The sequence below is a fragment of the Streptomyces sp. NPDC101490 genome, assembly GCF_044767145.1.
In the GTDB taxonomy this organism is placed as follows: domain Bacteria; phylum Actinomycetota; class Actinomycetes; order Streptomycetales; family Streptomycetaceae; genus Streptomyces.
Genome location: NZ_JBIWNI010000041.1, coordinates 1 through 19966, shown reverse-complemented (window position 1 = coordinate 19966; position 19966 = coordinate 1). Strand labels below are relative to the sequence as shown.

The 19966-nt window shown below is 71.7% G+C and carries 20 protein-coding genes; 10 read left to right on the top strand and 10 right to left on the bottom strand.

Going from position 1 to position 19966, the window contains the following annotated elements:
- Positions 1 to 89 precede the first annotated feature (89 nt).
- The 10 genes from ACIRQY_RS34765 to ACIRQY_RS34720 all read right to left on the bottom strand — a co-directional run bounded on the left by ACIRQY_RS34765 (position 90) and on the right by ACIRQY_RS34720 (position 9022).
- Entirely contained in the window at positions 90 to 854 is a 765-nt protein-coding gene (locus tag ACIRQY_RS34765) for an ABC transporter permease (protein ID WP_403932597.1), read from the bottom strand.
- Positions 851 to 1756, bottom strand: a complete 906-nt coding sequence (locus ACIRQY_RS34760; protein WP_403932594.1) for an ABC transporter ATP-binding protein — start codon at positions 1754 to 1756, stop codon at positions 851 to 853. Before ACIRQY_RS34760 ends, ACIRQY_RS34765 begins: the two co-directional genes overlap by 4 nt.
- A 301-nt stretch (positions 1757 to 2057) precedes the next feature.
- Complete coding sequence (locus tag ACIRQY_RS34755) at positions 2058 to 3257, bottom strand: radical SAM protein (RefSeq protein ID WP_403932590.1); 1200 nt, start codon at positions 3255 to 3257, stop codon at positions 2058 to 2060.
- Positions 3254 to 3991 carry a hypothetical protein gene (locus tag ACIRQY_RS34750; RefSeq protein ID WP_403932587.1) on the bottom strand — a complete coding sequence of 246 codons (738 nt, stop codon included), beginning with the start codon at positions 3989 to 3991 and terminating at the stop codon, positions 3254 to 3256. The genes ACIRQY_RS34755 and ACIRQY_RS34750 overlap by 4 nt, the downstream gene beginning before the upstream one ends.
- Entirely contained in the window at positions 3988 to 4869 is an 882-nt protein-coding gene (locus tag ACIRQY_RS34745) for an NAD(P)-binding domain-containing protein (protein ID WP_403932584.1), read from the bottom strand. The genes ACIRQY_RS34750 and ACIRQY_RS34745 overlap by 4 nt, the downstream gene beginning before the upstream one ends.
- Positions 4866 to 5879 (bottom strand): UDP-glucose 4-epimerase GalE, encoded by a 1014-nt coding sequence (gene galE / locus ACIRQY_RS34740; RefSeq protein WP_403932581.1) that lies wholly within the window; start codon positions 5877 to 5879, stop codon positions 4866 to 4868. Before galE ends, ACIRQY_RS34745 begins: the two co-directional genes overlap by 4 nt.
- A gap of 101 nt (positions 5880 to 5980) precedes the next feature.
- Positions 5981 to 6505 (bottom strand): hypothetical protein, encoded by a 525-nt coding sequence (locus ACIRQY_RS34735; protein ID WP_403932578.1) that lies wholly within the window; start codon positions 6503 to 6505, stop codon positions 5981 to 5983.
- Between the two features lie 271 nt (positions 6506 to 6776).
- On the bottom strand, positions 6777 to 7220 hold the full coding sequence (locus ACIRQY_RS34730) for an ATP-binding protein (RefSeq protein ID WP_403932576.1): 444 nt from the start codon (positions 7218 to 7220) through the stop codon (positions 6777 to 6779).
- Positions 7217 to 7720: an ATP-binding protein gene (locus ACIRQY_RS34725; RefSeq protein ID WP_403932573.1), complete on the bottom strand. Its 504-nt coding sequence runs from the start codon at positions 7718 to 7720 to the stop codon at positions 7217 to 7219. The genes ACIRQY_RS34730 and ACIRQY_RS34725 overlap by 4 nt, the downstream gene beginning before the upstream one ends.
- 108 nt (positions 7721 to 7828) lie before the next feature.
- Positions 7829 to 9022 (bottom strand): helix-turn-helix domain-containing protein, encoded by a 1194-nt coding sequence (locus tag ACIRQY_RS34720; RefSeq protein WP_403932570.1) that lies wholly within the window; start codon positions 9020 to 9022, stop codon positions 7829 to 7831.
- A 248-nt stretch (positions 9023 to 9270) separates the two neighbouring features.
- Between ACIRQY_RS34720 and ACIRQY_RS34715 the strand changes: the two genes are divergently transcribed.
- The 10 genes from ACIRQY_RS34715 (at position 9271) to ACIRQY_RS34670 (ending at position 19715) form a co-directional block, all read left to right on the top strand.
- Complete coding sequence (locus ACIRQY_RS34715) at positions 9271 to 9834, top strand: matrixin family metalloprotease (protein WP_403932567.1); 564 nt, start codon at positions 9271 to 9273, stop codon at positions 9832 to 9834.
- Positions 9831 to 10361, top strand: a complete 531-nt coding sequence (locus ACIRQY_RS34710; RefSeq protein ID WP_403932564.1) for a hypothetical protein — start codon at positions 9831 to 9833, stop codon at positions 10359 to 10361. Before ACIRQY_RS34715 ends, ACIRQY_RS34710 begins: the two co-directional genes overlap by 4 nt.
- Positions 10362 to 10875: 514 nt before the next feature.
- Complete coding sequence (locus tag ACIRQY_RS34705) at positions 10876 to 11403, top strand: hypothetical protein (protein WP_403932561.1); 528 nt, start codon at positions 10876 to 10878, stop codon at positions 11401 to 11403.
- Positions 11404 to 11453: 50 nt separating this feature from the next.
- Complete coding sequence (locus ACIRQY_RS34700) at positions 11454 to 11984, top strand: hypothetical protein (RefSeq protein ID WP_403932558.1); 531 nt, start codon at positions 11454 to 11456, stop codon at positions 11982 to 11984.
- 105 nt (positions 11985 to 12089) lie between these two features.
- On the top strand, positions 12090 to 12296 hold the full coding sequence (locus ACIRQY_RS34695) for a DUF397 domain-containing protein (protein WP_403932555.1): 207 nt from the start codon (positions 12090 to 12092) through the stop codon (positions 12294 to 12296).
- Between the two features lie 145 nt (positions 12297 to 12441).
- The gene (locus tag ACIRQY_RS34690; protein ID WP_403932552.1) at positions 12442 to 13263 is read left to right on the top strand and encodes a phosphotransferase family protein; all 822 of its coding nucleotides are present in this window, start codon (positions 12442 to 12444) and stop codon (positions 13261 to 13263) included.
- Positions 13264 to 13584: 321 nt separating this feature from the next.
- Positions 13585 to 14925: a hypothetical protein gene (locus tag ACIRQY_RS34685; RefSeq protein ID WP_403932549.1), complete on the top strand. Its 1341-nt coding sequence runs from the start codon at positions 13585 to 13587 to the stop codon at positions 14923 to 14925.
- A 66-nt stretch (positions 14926 to 14991) separates the two neighbouring features.
- Positions 14992 to 15489: a hypothetical protein gene (locus ACIRQY_RS34680; protein ID WP_403932546.1), complete on the top strand. Its 498-nt coding sequence runs from the start codon at positions 14992 to 14994 to the stop codon at positions 15487 to 15489.
- Positions 15490 to 15915: 426 nt separating this feature from the next.
- Complete coding sequence (locus ACIRQY_RS34675) at positions 15916 to 17805, top strand: ABC transporter ATP-binding protein (protein ID WP_403932543.1); 1890 nt, start codon at positions 15916 to 15918, stop codon at positions 17803 to 17805.
- Positions 17802 to 19715 carry an ABC transporter ATP-binding protein gene (locus ACIRQY_RS34670; protein WP_403932540.1) on the top strand — a complete coding sequence of 638 codons (1914 nt, stop codon included), beginning with the start codon at positions 17802 to 17804 and terminating at the stop codon, positions 19713 to 19715. The genes ACIRQY_RS34675 and ACIRQY_RS34670 overlap by 4 nt, the downstream gene beginning before the upstream one ends.
- Positions 19716 to 19966: the final 251 nt, after the last annotated feature.

The window sequence follows — 19966 nt, the reverse complement described above, 5'->3', positions numbered from 1 at the left end:
CCCCCTCGTCCCGGGCGGTGTCCGCCGTACGGTCCCGGCGGGACCCGCGGGGCGCGCCGCCGTTCCTTCCGCGCGCGCCGCGCACGCGGTCACTGCCAGCGGAACCAGCGCACCGAGGCGCCGGTCAGCACCGCCGTCCACACCAGCATCACGGCGAGCGCCGCGAGGCCGGGCCAGCCGCCCGAACCGGCCGCGTCCAGGGCCTCGGACGCGGCGCCGTACGGGCTGAACCGGACGATCTGCTGGAGGGTATCGGGCATGGCCTGGACCGGCACCCACACTCCGGCCGTGAACATGGTGGGGAAGAAGACGAGCGTGCCGACGGCGGTGGTCGTCTTCTGGGTGCGGGAGACCGCGCACACGGCGGAGCCGAGGGCCAGGCCGACCGCGACGGCGAGGAGCAGGGCGAGGGCGTAGCCGACCGGGTTGCCGGGCAGGGCGACGCCGAAGGCGAGCCGCCCGACCGTGATCACGACCACGGCGGACAGCAGCGCGGCGGCGCCGTGCAGGACGAGCTGGGCGGTGAGGAGGGTCCCGGCGCGGACGGGGGTGGTGGACATCCGGCGCAGGATGCCGCGTTCCCGGTATCCGGCGAGGACCGGGGGCATGGCCTGGAGGCCGGACATGACGACGGCGAAGAGGACGGCGACGGGGACGTAGACGTCGATGGTCCGGCGTCCGCCGAGGTCGGCGCTGGCCTCCCGGAAGGAGGGGATCAGGCCGAGGATGGCGAGGAGGATCGTCGGCGAGGCCATCACCCAGAACAGGGAGCCGGGTTCGCGGGTGAAGAGCCGGGTCTCGGTCCGCAGGACGGCGGTGGTCGCGGAGCGGGGCGGGGCGGTGGAAGTGCTCATCGGTGGTCGGTCCCTGTCAGGTCGAGGTAGGCGTCGTCGAGGCTGGCGTCGCTGACGCGGAGCTGTCCGGCGGTGACGCCCCGGCGGGCGAGGAGGGAGACGAAGGCGGTGACGGTCTCGTCGCTGCCGCCGAGGACGGTCCGGCCGTCGGCGCTCGTCAGGGAGACGGCTCCGGGCAGGGCGCGCAGGTCCGCCGGGTCGAGCGGGGTGTCGGCGGCGAAGGAGATGGCCTTGGCGGCGGTGGCGCGTCCGATCAGCCCTTCGGGGGTGTCGAGGGCGGCGATCCGGCCGCTGTCGAGGAGGGCGATCCGGTCGCAGAGCCGCTGGGCCTCCTCCATGAAGTGGGTGACGAGGAGGACGGTGACGCCGCTGTCCCTGATGGACTCGACGAGTTCCCAGACCTCGCGGCGGGCGCGCGGGTCGAGGCCGGTGGTGAGTTCGTCGAGGACGACGACGCGGGGGTCGCCGACGAGGGCGAGGGCGACGAACAGTCGCTGCTTCTGGCCGCCGGAGAGCTGGGCGAACCGGGTGCCGAGGTGCGGGAGGAGACCGAGGCGTTCGGCGAGGGCGTGCCGGTCGGCGGGCCTCGGGTAGAAGGAGGCGTAGAGGTCGAGGGCCTCGCGGACGGTCAGCTTGGGCTGGAGCTCGCTCTCCTGGAGCTGGACGCCGAGGACCCGGGTGAGGTCCGCGCGCCGGACGGCGGGGTCGAGCCCGCAGACCCGGACGAGCCCCTCGTCGGGCACCCGCAGTCCTTCGACGCACTCCACGGTGGTGGTCTTCCCGGCCCCGTTGGGCCCGAGGATCCCGAAGACCTCCCCCTCCCCCACCTCGAACGACACCCCGTCGACGACCCTCCGGTCACCGTAGGTCTTGCGCAGTCCCCGTACTTCGATCGCGTTCATGCCCACCACTTTTCCGGCCCGCCGCACCCCGGACCATCGACCATCCCGCTCGGAACGGCATCAGCCGATCGGTTGAGGGGGGTACGACTTCGGGGGCGGGGCGAGGCGGGGCGGGATGGTGGTGGGGGGGGCGGGTCGCGGAATCCCGCTCCGGGGCCCGGCCCCTTCCATGGACCGGCCCGCTCCGGGCCTCGGCGCGCGGTCTTCGATGTGGTCGCGGTGTGGGCGGCCACGGGCCGTGCGCGCGAGGTCCGGCTCTGGCATTGCCGGAAGCCCGTAGAGGAAGAGGCAGGTCAGAGGGTCAGCGGCGGGGCGTCACCGGCATTCCGCGGTTCATGGCCTGGTGGTCGAGGATCGGGTGGCCGGCGATGGTGGTGATGTCGTCGGTGAGGAGGTTGCCGAGGATGAACTCCTCGTCGGGACCGGATCCGAAGGTGACGACCTGGCCGCTGCTGAGGATCATCCAGTTGAGGAACTCACGGACGGCGGTGTCGGCGAGGACGATGTCGGCCTCGGGGTACTTCTCCTTGATCCTCGTGATCTCCGCGCGGATGGAGTCGGCGTCGATGTGGAGTTCCTCGCGCAGCGCGGCGGTGGCGCGGCGGTCCCACCACTGGAAGACGACCCACTGGCGTACGCAGTCGTGGCGCAGGACGTTGTCGGCGATGGCCGCGAGGTCGTGGAGGTTCGCGCGGGAGGCGACGGTGTGGACGCGGACCTTGTGGAAGCCGGTCCGGTCGCACAGGTCGAGGGACTCGTTCAGGGCGCGGGTGAGGTGCCGGTCCTTGCTGCGGCGGAAGGCTCGCTGGATCTGGGGGGTGGTGCCGTCCAGGGGGAGGCGGAGGGAGGCCAGTCGGCCGAGGCGTGTGAGCCGTTCCTCGGTGAGGGTGTAGCCGGTGGTGTCGAGCGCGACCTTGAGCCCGGCGCCGACCGCGTGGTCGATGACGTCGAGGACGGGCGTCCACAGAAGTGGGTCGCCTCCGGCGAGGACGACGTCCATGACGCCGTGGGCGGCGAGCTTGTCCACGATGACGGTCGCCTGGTCGTAGGTGACCTGCCCGTCGACGAACGCGTTGTAGCAGCCCCGGCAGGCCATGGGGCAGCGGTTGTGGATCGACCAGTTCACTCTGCGTACCTGTCCCGGACCCGCTGTGGCGGCCTTGGCCGTGCGCTGACGCATGCCGTCGATGAGCGTCTGGAGCCTCTCGGTTCCGGGGTGGGGGTTGTGGGTGAGGAGTTCGGCGGCCCTCTCGACGAGGGCGGGGCTGGTGTTGTTCTGGAGCAGGAGGAACGCGAGCTGGTAGCGCAGCTCAGGGACGCCGGGTGTGTCCGCGAGCGCGTGTTCGGTCCGCTGGATGAGGGCGGCGAAGAAGCCCGGGTTGAAGTTCGCGGGCTCCAGGCGGCGCTGGAAGTCGTCGGCGATGCTGCCCCGGGCGAGACTGCGGTCGTATCCGGCGCTGGGAGGGTGGGGAGGGAGGATCGAGATGTCGAGGCGGCTCACGAGACCTCCTGGGTCGGCTGGTGGCGGCGCGGCGCGGCCAGCGCGGAGTCGGCGAAGGGGATCCCCTGGTTCTCCATGAACACCAGGTCGCGGACGGCATGGAACCGGCCCGGTGCGGTGGGCGCGTTCAGGTACGCGGCGGAGGACGGCAGGAGGGTGACGTCGTGGCGGTCGGACACCTCCCGTACGGCGCTCGGGAGGTCACGCAGGGCCTCGGCGCCGTCGAGCCCGAGGTGGGCGGTGAGGTGGAGGGTGGCTCGCCGGGCCTTGGCGAGGTTGGTGCCCGGGTTCTCGTGGGACGCCTTGGCCAGGTAGTAGGTGACGGGCTGGATGAGCCACGGCAGGCGCTCGGCCGGGCGGCGCGTGGCGGGCTGGAGCACGGGCCCGAGGTGCAGCGGGTCGGTGAGGAAGGGATGGCCCGCCATGCTGGTGACGTACGCGGCGCCCGGCGCGCGCCGGTAGGCGTCGAGGAGGGTGATCGCGGCGGTGGCGTCGATCGCGAACCGGTCGGTGACGTCCTGGAGGACGGGGGTGATCTGGCGACGGGTGGCGGGGACGTCGGTGGCGCGGGCGACAACGGCGATGAGGTCGAGGTCTGAGCTGATCGTCCCGTCGTCGCCGGTGCGGAAGTCGCCGCGGGCGAGAGATCCGGACAGGGCGACGGACACTCCGTCGGTGGCGGCGAGCGCGACACGCAGGTGGGCCCGGAGCGCGGGCAGGTCGGCCGCCCTCATGACGTCGCCGGGGCGCCGACGGCGGTGAAGTCGGCGTACGGGCCGTGGGCCGCCGAGGCCTCTTCGAACGCCTCCAGGGTGAGGCCGAGGAGCGGGAGGTCGCCCAGGAGGTCGCGGGCGTAGCGGAGGTCCTTGGCCATGTGGGTGGCGGCGAAGTCGGGGTCGCTGTAGTCGCCGCGGTGGACGCGGCCGAGTTTCGCGGAGGCGATGACCGACATCCACCCGTCGGTGGTGATGATCTCGGTGGCGGTGGCCGTGTCTTCGCCGAGGAGCTGCGGCAGGAGCCTGGCGTAGACGCCGAGGGAGTGCAGGATCGCCGCGCCCCACGCGTTGTAGAGGAGTTTGAACCTGGCCGGGTGACCGGGGGCGTTGAACAGGTGACGGTTGTGGGTGAAGGCTTCCACCACCCGTTCTGCACGCGGGTCCACGGTCGCCGAGTGGATGAACGCGGTCAGGGTCCCCGCGCGGGCGCGGGGGCGGCTGCCGGTCACGGGGCTTTCGACGGGCACCGCGCCATGGCCCTGGAGGAGGTGGTGCCACTCCTCGGCCCAGATGGGGCTGATGGTGGACAGCTCGATGCACGCGGGGCTGTTGGCGGTGAGGGCGGCGACGGTACGGGTGTGGTGCCAGAAGGCCCGGCTGTGGTCGTCGTCGGCGAAGCATCCGATGATCACGTCGGGGCGGTCCCCGCCGATGTCCTCGGGCCGGACGAGCGGGACCAGCGGATGCGGAGAGATGGTGAGGTGACGGCTCGTGAGGGTGACGGCCGTGTCCGGGAGTCCGGCCAGATGGGGCAGGATCCCTGAGGTCAGGGCGCCGTACCCGGCGACGAGGATGCTCGTCGCCGGGCGGGCGTCCCGTAAGGGCGGAGGGGTCATTCGTCACTTCCTTGGGTGAGGGCGACGGAACGCATGGTGTTCCAGGCGAGGGAGTCGGAGATGCCCTCCTCGACGGTGAGGGCCGGTTCCCAGCCGAGGAGTTCCGCGGCGAGGGTGATGTCGGGGTAGGCGCCCGCGTTGTCGCCGGGCCGACGCCCGACGAGTTCGGTGGCGAGCGGCTGGCCGGTGACGTTCTCGAACGCGGTGATCAGTTCGAGGACGGTGGTGCCGGTGCCCGAGCCGAGGTTGATGACGCGGTAGGGCGCGGGGCCGTCGGCGTCGTTGGAGGTGATGGTGTCGAAACGGCGGACGGTCTCGATGTGGGCGCGGGCGAGGTCGTGGACGTGGACGTAGTCGCGGATGCCGGTGCCGTCACGGGTCTCCCAGTCGGTGCCGGTGACCGGGAAGGGGCGGTGGGCGCGGTAGGCGTCGATCATGACGCCGAGGGCGTGGGTGGGCTGCGTGACCTGGAGACCGGAGCGGAACTTCGGGTCGCAGCCGATCGGGTTGAAGTACCGCAGGGACACGGCCCGCAGCGGCGTCCCGGTGGCGATGTCCTCGAGGGCGTTCTCGAAGTGTGCCTTCGTCCGGGCGTACGGGCTCATCGGGTTGAGCGGCGCCGTCTCGGTGATGCCCTGCCCGGCCTCGTAGACGGCGGCCGAGGAGGAGAACAGGAACCGCTCACAGCCGTTGCGGATCAGGTGCCCGAGGAGCGCAAGGCCCTTGGAGACGTTCTCGGTGTAGTAGTGGAGCGGGTCCGCGACGGACTCCGGGACGACGATCTTCGCGGCGCAGCCGATCGTGGCGTCGATGTCGGGGTGGTCGGCGAAGACTCGGTCGATCACGTCGCCGTCGGCGATGTCGCCGCGGTACCAGGTCCGGCCCTGGACGAACTCGATGCGGCCCGTCGACAGGTCGTCCAGGATCACGACGTCGATACCGGCGTCGAGGCAGGCCGAGGCGATGGTCGAGCCGATGAATCCGGCACCGCCGGTGATCAGAACCTTCATGGGGTGTCTCCCGATTAGGGCACGGACCCTGGTACGCCGTTCGCGTGCCGGGGCTGTCAGGCGCCCGACACTAGCAGCGGTTTGCAGTGGTTCATGGTGGTTCATGGTGGGGGTAACTCGCCCTGCCGGGCGGGCTGATGCTCCGGGACGGGCTGGTAGAGGACCCACACCATGGTCGGCTGGAAGGTCTCGTGCACGGTCAGCGCCGGATAGCGCGCGATGACGTCCAGCGAGCCGATGCAACTGTCCGCGATGCCGTCTGCGGCCCGCTGGACGGCGAGCGGTTTGGCGTCCACGTAGTGGCGTTCCGCCTGTGGTGTGAACCGTCCGGCGAACACCTCGGTCGCCGGGTGCAGTGCGACCGACCGTACGTCCGCGAGGCCGGGGACCCGGGGACCGGTGGCCACGCACATTGGTTTCGTCGGGCTCTCCCACACGCAGACGATCCGCATACGCCCGAGGTGCCGGAAGTGCAGGTTCACCCACAGGTCCGTCGCCTGCGGGCCGTTCCGCTCGACGAACCCGGCTGCGACCAGGGCATAGGCCTTGGCATGGAAGGCGGCTCGCATCGCGCTCTCGAAGGAGGGCTCCAGGAGGACCTCGTCGAAGTACCGGTCTGCCTCCACTTGGGCATCGGTGCCCGTCGGCCCCAGGGTTGTGACCCGGCGCCGAACCGCGTGCTCGTGAGGGTGATTCACAGGTGCCGCCTCCGGTGGTGGGTGGTCGGCCGGACTCCCTGCCGACCACGGCTGGCTCGGGCCGGCGGCGGACCCGCTGCCGGCCACGGGTATCGGGAAGTTCCGCCGGGCCGTTTCGCGACCGCTCGACACGGGCGCCGGACGCGGTGCCCGGGACCGGTGGCGCCGGGGAGGACGAGCTGGTCGGCGGTCCGCGTGCTCACGGGTCCACCGGTCCCGGTCGCATCGTGGCGCGGACCGTCTTGCCCCCGTGTTCGAGGTCGCGGGACCAGGTGACGACGGCGCCGAGCCGCTTCGCGCCCCACAGTCCGCGCCCGCACTCTCCGGCGACGGCCCTGTCGAAGTCGGGGAACTCCGGGGTCGGGTCGGTGACGTCGATGTGGAGCAGGTGGGTCTCGGTGACGCGCAGCCGGACCGTGATCCCGCGCCTCGCGTGGTCCGGGTCTCCGGGGACGACACCGTGCCGCAGCGCGTTGCGGACCAGGACGTACAGCACGTTCACGGCGGAGACCTGGTTGCCGCACCAGCCCAGGAGGGTGAGCCGCGTACGGGCGTGGATGGTGGCGTTCAGGGCGGAGGGATCGGCGGGCAGCCGCATCGCGGCCTCGCGCCGGACGCTTCCCGCGCCGGAGGCGGAGGTCACGTCGTGGCCCCTTCGGTCAGAGAGAGGACGAACCAGGTCGTGCCGCCGTCCGGGCTGACACCCCAGGAGGTGGACAGGGCGTCGACGAGGAAGAGGCCACGGCCGTTCTCGGCGTCGGGCCCCGGACGCCGTGGCACCGGGACGGCGGCCGAGCCGTCGGTGACGGCGACCATGAGGGAACCGTCCCGGAGCTCCACCCGGACGCCGACAGTCGGGCCGTCGCCGTGCTGCAGGGCGTTCGTCACCAGCTCGGTGAGGAGTAACAACGCGGTGTCCATCACGTCGACGCACTTCCAGTGCCGGAGTGCGGCCCGCAAGATGCGGCGGGCCTGTCGGGGCTGGCAGGCGTTCCTCGGGGACACCGCGCCCGGCACGGAGTCCGGGCTGCGGTCGAAAGAGAACATGAGCGGCTCAGGGGTGCAGTTGTGTGCGCCCGGGCCGTCGGCGGAGAGGGCGCGTCGACGGGTGCGCTCCTGCTCCACAGAGCGTGTTGTCGTCATGGTCGGCTCCATGTCGATGGACAAGTGCCGACATGGTGACCTCACGCAAGGGCCTCAACTACCACTGAAAATTTGGTAGTTGAGGCCACCGTTTTACGCTGTGCGATTTCAGCCGGTGGGGGACCCCAGCCAGGAGCCGTAGGAGAGGAAGCTGTTCGGGAGCTGACGGTACGCGGCTTCGAGACCCGCATATGTGTCCCGTACCAAGGGGTGGTACTTCGCCTGCTGAGGAGCCGCCTTCCGCGCCTTGAGCAGGCTCTGGAAGGCGGCGTCGATCTTGCCTGTCCAGAGCTGCGCCCGTGCGACCTCCGCAAAGTGATGGCTCGTGCGCGACTTGGGCCAGTCCCTCGGCACGATCACCTCCTGTGCCGCCTCGACCGCTTCGCCGTACTGATCCAGCTCCGCGAGCACCGCCACCCTGTGAACGCTCACGTTCGTCGGGCCGAACGCCAGCCAGTGGACCTTGACCGACTCGCCGGTCCCGGTGGCGATGCGGTCCGCCTCCGCGATGTGCCCGAGCGCGACTTCCTTGTCATGCGCCCGCCCGGCCATCACCGCGGCCCCCAGATGGAGCTGCCCGGTGACAACCCGCCGTTCACGCGACGAATCGGCTTGTTCGAGAGTGGAAAGGCCTTTGGTCACCAGCCGCTCACCCGTGGAATAGCGCCCCTCGCGCAGGTAGGCGAGAGCGCGGAGGTACTGGAACATGCCACCGAGAACAGCGTCGGAGCCGCGCTGCGCCGCCCAGTCCAGCCGAGCGAGGGCGAGCTGCGCCAGATCGGCGTACCCGAGCTTCGTGGCGACGTCGTACGCGGTGCGGTAGGTGCTCGCGAGGGTCAGCCAGCCGTCGCGACCGCTGGCGAGGTGTGCGGCAGTGGTGGCCTCCTCGATGAGTCCGGCCACCTTCGACGCCGCCACCTTGATCTCGCCCGCCCGAACGTTCGCGCACAGGTCATCGGCCTCGCTGACAAGAACGCTCGCGGTACGCGGGGTGATGGCCGGGTCCGGACCGAGGTCGTAGACGTCGAGAGCCTCCCGGATGGGCCGGATGAGCAAGTCCAGCTCATCGGCGCGAAGCTGGGTCTCGTAGGGCTGGCCGATGACCGTGGCGACCTCGACGCCCAGGGCCCGCGCGATCTTGGCGATGGCGTGCGGCGTGGCCCTGACGTCGTTCTGTTCCAGCTTGGTGATGAGGCTGATGGACAGGTCCGAAAGCTGGGCAAGGGATACCTGGGTCAGGTGTCGTTCTCGACGAAGACGTGCGACACGCCTTCCGATGTGGTCTTCCGGCAGAGAGTGCATACTGAGCTCCGTTCTGCATCGACACCAGAACAGTACCTGCGGTCGGCTCCGCGGATACCGAACAGGCCTCGCCATCCGACTCGTTGGAAGGCGGGGCCTGTTCGGTATCCGGAGCCTGCGGGCCGGGGTAGGTGACGAGGCGTCACCCAGGTGACCCTCGTACGGGTGACAGCGGCGGGCCACAGTACATACGCACGGCGGCTGGCCACTATGGTCGGCGTCCCGCCCGCGTAGTCAGGGGGACGCCCATGGCCTTTCCGCAGGTCGCCGTACTCACCGCCGCCGCCGTGCTCGCACTCGCCACGGCGAACGCCCCGTACGCCACAGCGGCGGCGGCGCCCGGAGCCGCCGCGTGCGTACCCGGAAAGTCCGAGACCCGGGGGCACTCAGCCGTCGACGACCTGGAGATCCGGTTCACCGAGGCCACCAAGTACGACGACCTCCGGAAGTACGCGATCTCCGAGTGGAACAAGATCCAGACGATCAACATCGCGGGTGACACCGCGACCACCGTCAACGATCTGGAGTTCCGCGACTACACCAGCAAGACCGACGGGTACGGCGGCTACTACGAGCACCGGGGCGGCACCGCCGCCACCGACTACATCTACCTGAACACGCACGCCATGGAAGTCGACTTCGGAGACGACCTTCGATACCGGCGGAACGTCATCGTGCACGAGCTGGGCCACGCCCTCGGCCTCTGCCACAAGGCCAACTCCGCCAACAGCGTCATGCGAGAGAACGCCAGCACCATCAGCGTGCCGACCTCCGTCGACAAGGCCAACCTCAAGAAGTTGTGGGGACGATGAACCGCACCCTCCTCCTGTCCCTCGCTGGGGCAATCGTGCTCTCAGGGTCGGCTGCGGCGTACGTGGCCCTCGACGACGGCACCGTCACCGTGTCCGCCTCGTGCGTGCCGGTCATGGAGAACGACCGCGACCGCGCCGGCCTCACCAACACCTTCGCCGTCGTCACCGTGGACCAGACCGTGAAGGTCACCGCCTACGCGGACCACCGAGAGGCCCTGTCGAAGATCCGCGTCGTCGAAGTCCTCAAGGGAAACCTCCCGGCCGCCCTGGAGGTGACACAGATCGTCGGCCAGAACCCGGACGGCACCCTCACCTCCGTCGCTGAGCGAAAGGCGGCGCTCCGCCCGGGACACCAGTACGTCATCGGAATCGCGGAGGCGCCGGAGCCGACCTCGGACGTGTGGCTGTCGACGCCCGCCGACGGGCCCGCGCTCGACACGTCCCGCGCGCACTGGAAGGACGCCATCGCCCACCAGAACCCGCCCCGCTCTGACCCGCGGTGCGCCTCCGATGTCGTCGTGAAGTAGTTGACCGCCATGAACAGGCTCGCACTCGGCACCACCGGCCTCGCGGCGGTGGCCGTGGTGAGCATCGGCGGCGTCGCCTGCACCCAGCAGGACAGCGAAGTACACGCCGAGTCGCTGTGCGCACAGACCGACTCGGACGCCGCCGAAGCCGCCCGCGCCCAGAACCTCGCCCTGGTCGAAGTCGTCGAGCGCGGCCGGTTCGTCTCCAAGGGCCCCCAAGCCGACACCGGGGTACAGATGTTCAAGGTCCGCACCCTCGCCGTCTACAAGGGGACCCTTCCCGCCGAGGCGGAGATCGGCCTGCCGAAGGACGCCGAGGCCAGAGTGCAGCCAGGCGGCCGCTACGAGGTGTCCGTCCTCGGCCCGGATGACGGCACCTGGCTCGCCCACTTCACCCGGCCGTCCCGGCGGCCACGACCGCCACGTCCGTCGCCGAGCACTGGAAGACGGAGATCGGGAAGAACTTCGTCGAGCCGCCGTGCGCGGACACCACCACGCCGTAGCCGAGGGGCCGATGAACCGCACCCTTCTCCTGTCCCTCGTCTCAGCCGCCGCACTCTCCGGGTCCGCCGCCGCGTACGTGGCCCTCGACGACGACACCGTCACCGTGTCCACCTCGTGCGTGCCAGTCATGGACAACGACCGCGACCGCGCCGGCCTCGCCGGAGCCATCGCCGTGGTCACCGTGGAGAAGACCGTCAAGGTCACCACGCACCCCGACTACCACGAAGCGCTCTCCCGGGTCCGGGTCGACGAGAACCTGAAGGGCACGCTGCCCGCGTCCGTGGACGTCACCGAGAACGTCGACGTCGCTCCGGACGGCACCCTCGTGTCGGCCGCCGACTACAAGGCCGCACTCCAGCCCGGCCACCGGTACGTCATCGCGGTCTACGGAGAGCCTGAGGCAACCCCGGACGCATGGCTGTCGACGGCCGCCGACGGCACCGCGCTCGACACCGTCCGTACGTACTGGAAGGACGCCATCACCCACCAGAACCCACGCCGCTTCGAACCGGCGTGCTCCGACGTCATCATGAAGTAGCTGATCACGCCGTGCGCGGACACCGCCTCCACGCCGTAGCCGAGGGGCCGATGAACCGTACTCTTCTGATCTCCCTCGCCGGGGCGGTCGTGCTCTCGGGCTCGGCCGCCGCGTACGGGGTGTTCAGAGACGACACCGTCACTGTGTCCGCCGTGTGCGTACCGGCGATGGAGAACGACCGTGACCGTGCTGGCCTCGCCGGGGCCATCGCCGTCGTCACCGTGGACAGAACCATCAAGGTCACCGCCCGCGACGGCTACCACGAGTCCCTGTCGCACGTCCGCGTCACCGAGAACTTGAAGGGCACGCTCCCGGCGTCCCTGGACATGACCCAGAACGTACAGTTGGCCCCGGACGGGGCCCTGTCATCGGCCGAGGACTACAGCACGGTTCTCCGCCCGGGACACCAGTACGTCATCGGGATCTTCCACACCCCGGGGAAGATCCCGGACGCGTGGCTGTCGACTCCCGCCGACGGGCCCGCACTCGACACCGTCCGTGCGCGCTGGAAGGACGCCATCGCCCACCAGAACCCGCCCCGCTCCAACCCGAAGTGCACCTCCGACGTCATCGTGAAGTAGCGGCGCCCCGGGGCCGCCGGGTGGCCGGAACCGCCCTCTACCTGGCCGGGCGGTCCGTACTCCACCATGGTTCGTTCCGCTGGTCGTACGACAGGAGAACCCGGAATGACGCACCCCGAAAAGCTGCTGACCTGGTTCAAGTCCTCCCACAGCGGCGGCGACGGCAACAGCTGCGTCGAGGTCGCTGACGCCCGTACGGTCCACACCACCGTGGGGGTCCGGGACTCGAAGGACCCGGGCGGCCCGGCACTGTGGATGCGGCCGGGCGCGTTCTCCTCGTTCGTCACCGCCGTCGCCGACGGCACGGTCTGACCGGCGTGGCGGTCCTCGCGCGCAAGCCCGCGCCCCGGCCGTCGACGAAGCCCCCGCCGGGCCGCCCGTCGACCGGCCCACCCACCCGGCCGAACAAGAACCCGCCGTTCCCGCCGAACGACCCCGAGAAGCCCAGGCCCGGGAAATGACCGCACGCGTCGACCGGGTTCCGTTCGAGGAACTTCCCGAGGCCACCCGGCGGGCCGTCGCCGACCGGCTCGGGGAAGACAGTCCACGGGTCGAGGTGGAGAACGGCACCGCCTCCGCGCTCGCCTCCTGGTTCTGGCCGTCCTCAGGCGACGGGATGGTGTTCGTCAAGGGCCTGCCGCTGGACCACGAGCGGATCGGCGAGCTGGAGACCGAGGCCGCCGTCGGCCCGTTCCTGCCGCCCAGCGCCCCGAAGGTGCTGTGGCGGCAGGAGGCGGGCGGCTGGCTCCTGCTCTGCTTCGAGGGCCTCCAGGCGTCGGCCTGGACGTACTTCGGCGACGACGGCGAGCACCTCGCATCGGTCGCCGCCGTCCTGCAGGAGCTGAGCCTGCTCCCCGCGCCGGAGCCGGTACGGCGCACGGCGTGGGAGCGGTGGGGCGAGTACTGCGACCCCGTCGACGAGCCGCTCCTGACGGGCGACCGGCTCGTGCACTCCGACCCGGCCGCCTCCAACTTCATGACCCAGCGCGACGGCCGGGTACGGATGATCGACTGGGCGTGGGCGATGCGCGGACCCGCCTGGACCGACACCGCCCTGTGGGGGTTCCGGCTCGTCCTGGACGGCGAGCAGACCGTCCAGCAGGCCGCCCGCTGGTGCGCCCGCGTCCCCGCGTTCGCCGAGGCGCCCCGGGAGGCGGTGGTGATCCTCGCCGAGGCCGAAGCCCGGTCCTGGGAGGCGTGGCAGGCGTACGGGACGACCGACCTGGACCGCACCGTGGCAGCGGCCAGAGCGTGGGCCGACCACTGGCAGACGCCGTAGCCGCAACTGTCCTGCGGTGGAGGAGAAGCGGAAGAGACGTCGCCTCCCTGGGTCGGTCCCATCCCGACGGCCCCCACACGCCCCTCCGGTCGGGCATGTCGCCGTGACCCGTCCAATGACCCTTTCCCGCCGTCGACTTCGGCGGTCCATCGAGTCCGACCGCACCTGACTGCCGCCCCCATCACCCCGCGTGGGGGCGGGACATCGGACGAGAATCCCGTCCCCTTGCGCGGCTCGACATTGCCCTCGACCTGCGCGTTCCTTCATGTGATGATCCACCGGACTGTGATCCGCACAGGGTCCGAGGGGGAGCTGAAGAAGATGACGACAGATGCGAACGGCATCGATACGACCGGCCCGACCGGTCGGCTGATCCAGACGGCCGACCTCGCGCAGAACCCGGCACCGCAGGCCATCGCCACCGACACGAAGAACGGATACGTCTTCGTCCTGCAGCTGGAGTCCCAGGAGACCGCCAAGCGGACGTCCGGGAACCTGATCCTCAACCGGTTCAACCGGCAGACCGGTGTCTGGCTCGACTCGATGCAGCTCGTCGGCTTCGGCCACGGCCTGGCCCTGGGTGCCGAACCCGTCGGAACCGACACCTACCTGTGGACCGAGTGCGGCCCGCTGCGCGTCACGACGCCGGAGGACCCGAAGGACGCCGTCGCCTATGGCACGGCCGTCACGCGCTTCAAGTACGCCAAGGGCGAAGTGCTCAGGGACGACGACACCACGCTGCCGAAGTTCACCCCGCCCGGCGGCAGCACCGCGACCGGCCCGTCGTACGACCCGACGACCCCGACCGCCACGGTCACCCTCATGCATATCCAGGGCACCACGCGGTACTTCACCCGCTACGGGGCGGCCAAGGCCGCCGTCGGCACGTGGACCCCGATCGGCGCCCCCGTCAGCATCACCAGGACCCAGCCGACGGCGACCGTCGCCCCCAGCCTGCCGCCGAAGCCCGAGCTGGAGAAGAACCTCAGCTTCCAGGGCTTCCAGACCATGGGCGACGTCCTGTACGTGTACCAGTGGGCCAAGTACACCGAGGCGAACGGTACGTTCCCGGGCCACACCCTGCTCAGGAGGTTCTCCTGGTCGACGGGCGCCCCGATCGACCCCGAGCCCGTGGTCGTCACCAGCGCCCCCGGTCTGAAGCGCCGCGAACCGGAGGGCCTCGCCGCCGAGATCGACCCCGCGACCGGGCAGGCCCGGCTGCTGTTCGGCTTCAGCAACACGGTCCCGACCGACGGCGGCGCACGCGACGTCACCATCTGCTGGTACCCCACCGAGCCCCCCGTCGACGGTGTCCAGGTCCTGGCCGACTGGGAGGACCTGACCCTCGCCGAGGGCATCCGCCCCGGGGCCGAGCGTCCGCGCGGGCGGCTCGTCGCCCTCGCGGGCACCACCTACCTCCAGCTCCGGGGCGGTGTGTCCGTCTCCCCCGGGCTGACCAAGGACCTCCGGATCGCCACGCTGCCGCACCGGCTGCGCCCGACGGTGACGCTCCGGCACAACGCGCCCCGCAGCAACAACAGGGGGCGCGCGATCTGCCGTGTGGAGGCCAACATCCACGGCGAACTGTGGGTGGTCGGCGCGACCGCCGACAACGCGATCACCTGGGTCGACCTCGACAACGTGTCCGCCGTCTGGCGCTGACGTTCCCCGGTCCCCACCACGCCGCCCGGCGGCTTCCCCGCACTCACCGATCCGGAGGATCACCCCATGACCACGACCAGCCGTCGCTCCCTGCTCGCCGCGGCGCTCGCCGCCCCCGTCGCCGCCGTCGGCGTACCGCTCGCCGCCGCCACCCCGGCCGTTGCCGCTGCCACCGCCACCGATCCCCTCACCGGCTGCCAGACGGTCACCGACTGGACGAACATCGCCCTGGCAGCGGGCATCACCGCCGAGAACGGCTCCCCGCCCCAGGCCCGGATCATCCGGCTCGCCGGCACGGAGTTCCTCCAGCTGCGCGGCGTGGCACTCTGCGACTTCACCGCCGACACCCCGCTCGGCACCCTGCCTCTCGGTACCCGCCCGCCCAAGCTGACCCGGGGGACGGCCGCGCGGAACAACCACGAGGGCATCAACGCGATCCGCGTCGACGCGGACACCAACGGTGTCCTCATCGTCCGCGGCACGTCGACGGCGAATGGCGAGCCGCCGTCGACGAACGTCGTCCGCTGGATCCAGCTGGACTCCTTCTCGGCCGTCATCCGCTGACCCGGAGCGGCGACGGCCCGGCTTTCTTCCCCTCATGTACGGGGGGGGGAGGAAGCCGGGCCGGTGCCAGTTGCCGGTTGCCGGTGCCGGGCCGGTGCCGGTCAGCCGACCGGGGGGGGCCAAGAAGGGCCCGCGGGCCGGGCGCCGTGTGACGGAAATCCTGATGAGACGTGTCAGGGGTGAACCGTAAGGTCGGGCCTGATGTCCGAGAATCCTGTCGCCCCAGAACCCCCCGCCCCCGAGCCCCTGTCCGCCTCCACGCCCGGCCCCGCGCCCGGTCCCGGTCCGAAGCCCGTTCCAGGGGACGGGCCCACCCCCGGGGACGGGTCCGTTCCCGGGGACGGGTCCGTTCCCAGGGACAAGTCCGTTCCCGGGGACGGGTCCACGCGGCCCGAGGACGGGTCCGCGCCCTCCGGGGGGTCCTCCGTGCGCGGGCTGCTGCGGCTCTGGCCGTACGTGCGGCCCGTGCGGGCGCGTTTGTTCACGGCCGCGTTCGTCGCCGTCGTGGCCTCCTGTCTGTCGCTCGTCATCCCGCTCGTCCTGAAGTGGCTGGTGGACGGGCCCGTCCAGGACCGCGACCCGGGCGGGGTGTGGCTCGGCGCGCTCTACCTGCTGCTGCTCGGCATCACCGAGGCCGTACTGTTCGGCCTCCGCCGCTGGCTGGTCGCCCGCCCGCTCGCCTCCGTCGAGGCGCGCATGCGGGCCGATCTGTACGGCAGGCTCCAGCGGCTGCCGATCGCCTTCCACGACCGGTGGGCGTCCGGCCAGCTCCTCTCGCGCGGCACGACCGATCTGATGCTGGTCCGCATGTTCCTCGCGTTCCCGCTGACGTTCCTCCTGGTCAACGGCGTGACGATCCTCGCTGGTTACGTCCTGCTGCTCGCCCAGGACTGGTCGCTCGGCCTGGTGCTGCTGACCCCGGTCCTCCCGCTGGTACTGGTCTGCTCGGTCTTCGAGGGTCGGTACGGGGTGGTCGCGCGGCGCGCCCAGGACCAGGTGGGCGATCTGACGACGGTCGTCGAGGAGAGCGTCCTCGGCATCCGGATCGTCAAGGGCTTCGGACGACACCGCAGTCAGGCCCGCGCCTTCCGCGAGCTGTCCGGGCTGCTGCGCGGCACGGAACTCGTCAAGGCCCGGCTGCTCGCCATGATCTGGGCCGTCATCACCTTCGTACCGGAGCTGGCGATCGGCGCGGCGCTCGTCCTCGGCACCGTGCAGGTGGCGGACGGGGATCTGTCGGCGGGGACGCTCGTCGCGTTCCTGTCCACGGCCCTGGCGCTGCGCTGGCCGGTGGAGTCGATCGGATTCCTGCTCGCGATGAGCCAGGAGGCGGCGACCGCGACAGAACGTTACTTCGAGGTGATGGACGCCGAGGTGGAGCCGGACGCCCCCGCCACCTGGGGTTCCTCGGCCGACGGGCCCGGCGGGGTGCGGTTCGAGGGGGTGTCGTTCCGCTACCCGGACGCCCCGGCGGGCACCCCGCCCGTACTGGACGGCGTCGACCTGCACATCCGCCCCGGCGAGACCCTCGCCCTGGTCGGCGGAACCGGCTCCGGCAAGACCACGCTGACCGCCCTCGTCCCCCGGCTGCACGAGGCCTCCGGCGGGCGCATCCTGCTCGACGGCGAGGACATCGCCCTGATGGAACGGGAGCGGCTGCGGTCCCTGGTTTCGGTGGCCTTCGAGGAGCCCACGCTGTTCTCGGCGAGCGTCGGCGAGAACGTCCTGATGGGCGCCGACGCCTCGGCGGGCGAGCCGGAGCTGCGCCGCGCCCTGGGCGTCGCGCAGGCCGACGGGTTCGTCGACCGGCTGCCCGGTGGCGCCGGTACGCAGGTCGGCGAGCAGGGCCTGAGCCTGTCCGGCGGGCAGCGGCAGCGGCTCGCGCTGGCCCGCGCGGTCGTCGGCAAGCCCCGGTTCCTGGTCCTGGACGACCCGCTGTCCGCGCTCGACGTGCACACCGAGGCACGGGTGGAGGCGGCCCTGCGCGAGGTGCTGCGCGAGACGACGGCACTCGTCGTGGCGCACCGCCCTTCGACGGTGATGCTGGCCGACCGGGTGGCCCTGCTGTCCGGAGGCCGGATAGCGGCCGTGGGCACCCACCAGGAACTGCTGCGGAGCAGCGAGGAGTACGCCTGGCTGATGTCCGGGGAGAGCAAGACCGGGGAGGGCCTGACCGGGGGCGGCCGGGGCGAGGAGAACCGGGCCGGGGAGAGCCGGGCCGCGGACAACCGGACCGGGGAGAGTCGGACCGGGGAGAACCGGGCCACGGAGAGCGAGGCCCGCGAGAGCGGCGACGGAGAGGCCGGGAACCGATGACGGACACCGCACTGACCGGGCGCCGGGACCCGGCGGACCCCACCAACAGTGCTGCCAGCACTGACAGCGCTGCCAGCACCGGTCCCGTCGGCCCCACCGCCCCGGGAGGAGACGCGCCCGGCGACCCCTTCGACCGGGACGACCTGCCCGCGCCGCGCGGGGCGACGGGCGCGCTGCTGCGCTCCCTGCTGGCCGCGCACCGGGGCCGGGTCGTGCTCGCCGCGCTGGTGCTGCTGGTAAAGGAGGTGGCGGTGCAGGCGGGGCCGCTGCTCGTGGCGTACGCCATCGACCGGGGCGTTCCGGCGTTCCGGGCCGGTGACCACGGGCCGGTGGTCGCGGTGGGTCTCGGCTATCTGCTGTGCGCGTCGCTGTCCGGTCTCCTCCAGTACGTCTTCGTGCGCGGGGCGGCCCGGATCAACCAGGACGTGCTGCTCGACCTGCGGGGCCGGATCTTCCGGCACGCCCAGGTCCTGAGCGTCGACTTCCACGAGCGGTACACCTCGGGCCGGTTGATCTCCCGTTCGACCACGGACGTGGAGTCGCTGCGGGAACTGCTGGCGGAGGGACTCCAGGAACTGATCGGCGTGGTCCTGTCGTTCGTGTCGATCTCCCTGGTGCTGCTCTGGCTGGACCTGGGCATCGGGGCGGTGGCGGTGGGCTCGTTCGTACCGCTGTACCTGCTGGTGCGGCTGTACCGGCGGCGGGCGGGCGCGGTGTACGCCGAGCGTTCGACGGCGATAGCGGGCGTGATCGTGAAGTTCGCGGAGACGATGAACGGCATCCGTCCGGTACGGGCGTTCCGCCGGGAGCGGTTCAACGACGCGGAGTTCGCGGCGCTCAACCGGCGGCACGAGCGCAGCAACGGCGACGCGCTCCTGGAGATGGCCCGGTACGTGGTCGGCTCGCGGCTGGTCGCCAACACGGCCGTCGCGGGCATGTGTCTGTGGGGTGCCCACCGGGTGGCGTCGGGCTCGCTCGAACTGGGCGTGCTCGCCGCGGCGGTGCTGTACATGCGGCGCCTGTACGACCCGATCGACCGGCTCGGCATGTTCCTCAACTCGTACGAGTCGGCCGCCGCGTCCCTCGCGAAGATCGCGGGTCTGCTCGCGCAGGCGCCGGGGGTGCCGGAGGCGGCGGAGCCCCGGGAACTGCCGGTGCGCACCGGCACGCCGGGCCGCGAGGTGGTCTTCGACGGGGTGCGGTTCGCGTACCGCACGGGCGGTGAGGTGCTGCCCCGCTTCGATCTGACGGTCCCGGCGGGCCAGACGGTCGCGGTGGTGGGGGCGACGGGCGCGGGCAAGTCGACGCTCGCCAAGCTCCTGGCCCGTTTCTACGACCCCACGGACGGGGCGGTGCGGCTCGACGGCGTGGACCTGCGCGACCTGACGGTGCCGGAGCTGCGCCGGGGTGTGGTGATGGTGACGCAGGAGGCGTTCCTGTTCTCGGGGACGGTCGCGGAGAACATCGCGATCGGGCGTCCGGAGGCGACGCGCGCGGAGATCGAGGAGGCGGCGCGGGCGATCGGGGCGCACGAGTTCATCGTGGGCCTGCCGGACGGCTACGACACGGACGTACGGAAGCGGGGCGGGCGGATCTCGGCGGGCCAGCGGCAGTTGGTGGCCTTCGCGCGGGCGCTGCTGGCCGACCCGGCGGTGCTGATCCTGGACGAGGCGACGAGTTCCCTGGACGTGCCGGGCGAGCGGGCGGTGCAGCGGGCGATGGACACGGTCCTGGCGGGCCGTACGGCGGTGGTGATCGCCCACCGTCTGTCGACGGTCGAGGTCGCGGACCGGGTCCTGGTGATGGAGGACGGCCGGATCGTGGAGGACGGCACCCCGTCGGAGCTGGTCTCCGGCGAGGGCCGGTACGCGGGCCTGCACCGGGCATGGCGGGAGAGCCTGGTGGGCTGAGCCGGGCGGGACCGGGGGCGGCGGTCCGGACGGTCCGGGCGGTCCGGGCGGTCCGGGCGGTCCGGGCGGTCCGGGCGGTCCGGCAGCGACGACACCCGACCGACGGGCCGGGAACGACGGCACCCGACCGACGGGCCGGGAACGACGGCACCGGACCGACGAGCCCGACGGGCCGGGGGGGGGGGGGCCCCCCCCCCCCCCCCCCCCGCCCCCCCCCCCCCCCCCCCCCCCCCCCCCCCCCCGGCCCCCCA

Bases quoted from the DNA above. Each gene is read 5' to 3' on its own strand.
- ACIRQY_RS34765 (WP_403932597.1), bottom strand. From the start codon at position 854: ATGAGCACTTCCACCGCCCCGCCCCGCTCCGCGACCACCGCCGTCCTG.
- ACIRQY_RS34725 (WP_403932573.1), bottom strand. From the start codon at position 7,720: ATGACGACAACACGCTCTGTGGAGCAGGAGCGCACCCGTCGACGCGCC.
- ACIRQY_RS34705 (WP_403932561.1), top strand. From the start codon at position 10,876: ATGAACCGCACCCTTCTCCTGTCCCTCGTCTCAGCCGCCGCACTCTCC.
- ACIRQY_RS34670 (WP_403932540.1), top strand. From the start codon at position 17,802: ATGACGGACACCGCACTGACCGGGCGCCGGGACCCGGCGGACCCCACC.
- ACIRQY_RS34750 (WP_403932587.1), bottom strand. From the start codon at position 3,991: ATGAGGGCGGCCGACCTGCCCGCGCTCCGGGCCCACCTGCGTGTCGCG.
- ACIRQY_RS34690 (WP_403932552.1), top strand. From the start codon at position 12,442: ATGACCGCACGCGTCGACCGGGTTCCGTTCGAGGAACTTCCCGAGGCC.
- ACIRQY_RS34695 (WP_403932555.1), top strand. From the start codon at position 12,090: ATGACGCACCCCGAAAAGCTGCTGACCTGGTTCAAGTCCTCCCACAGC.
- ACIRQY_RS34680 (WP_403932546.1), top strand. From the start codon at position 14,992: ATGACCACGACCAGCCGTCGCTCCCTGCTCGCCGCGGCGCTCGCCGCC.
- ACIRQY_RS34720 (WP_403932570.1), bottom strand. From the start codon at position 9,022: ATGCACTCTCTGCCGGAAGACCACATCGGAAGGCGTGTCGCACGTCTT.
- ACIRQY_RS34685 (WP_403932549.1), top strand. From the start codon at position 13,585: ATGACGACAGATGCGAACGGCATCGATACGACCGGCCCGACCGGTCGG.
- galE (WP_403932581.1), bottom strand. From the start codon at position 5,879: ATGAAGGTTCTGATCACCGGCGGTGCCGGATTCATCGGCTCGACCATC.
- ACIRQY_RS34715 (WP_403932567.1), top strand. From the start codon at position 9,271: ATGGCCTTTCCGCAGGTCGCCGTACTCACCGCCGCCGCCGTGCTCGCA.
- ACIRQY_RS34700 (WP_403932558.1), top strand. From the start codon at position 11,454: ATGAACCGTACTCTTCTGATCTCCCTCGCCGGGGCGGTCGTGCTCTCG.
- ACIRQY_RS34760 (WP_403932594.1), bottom strand. From the start codon at position 1,756: ATGAACGCGATCGAAGTACGGGGACTGCGCAAGACCTACGGTGACCGG.
- ACIRQY_RS34745 (WP_403932584.1), bottom strand. From the start codon at position 4,869: ATGACCCCTCCGCCCTTACGGGACGCCCGCCCGGCGACGAGCATCCTC.
- ACIRQY_RS34710 (WP_403932564.1), top strand. From the start codon at position 9,831: ATGAACCGCACCCTCCTCCTGTCCCTCGCTGGGGCAATCGTGCTCTCA.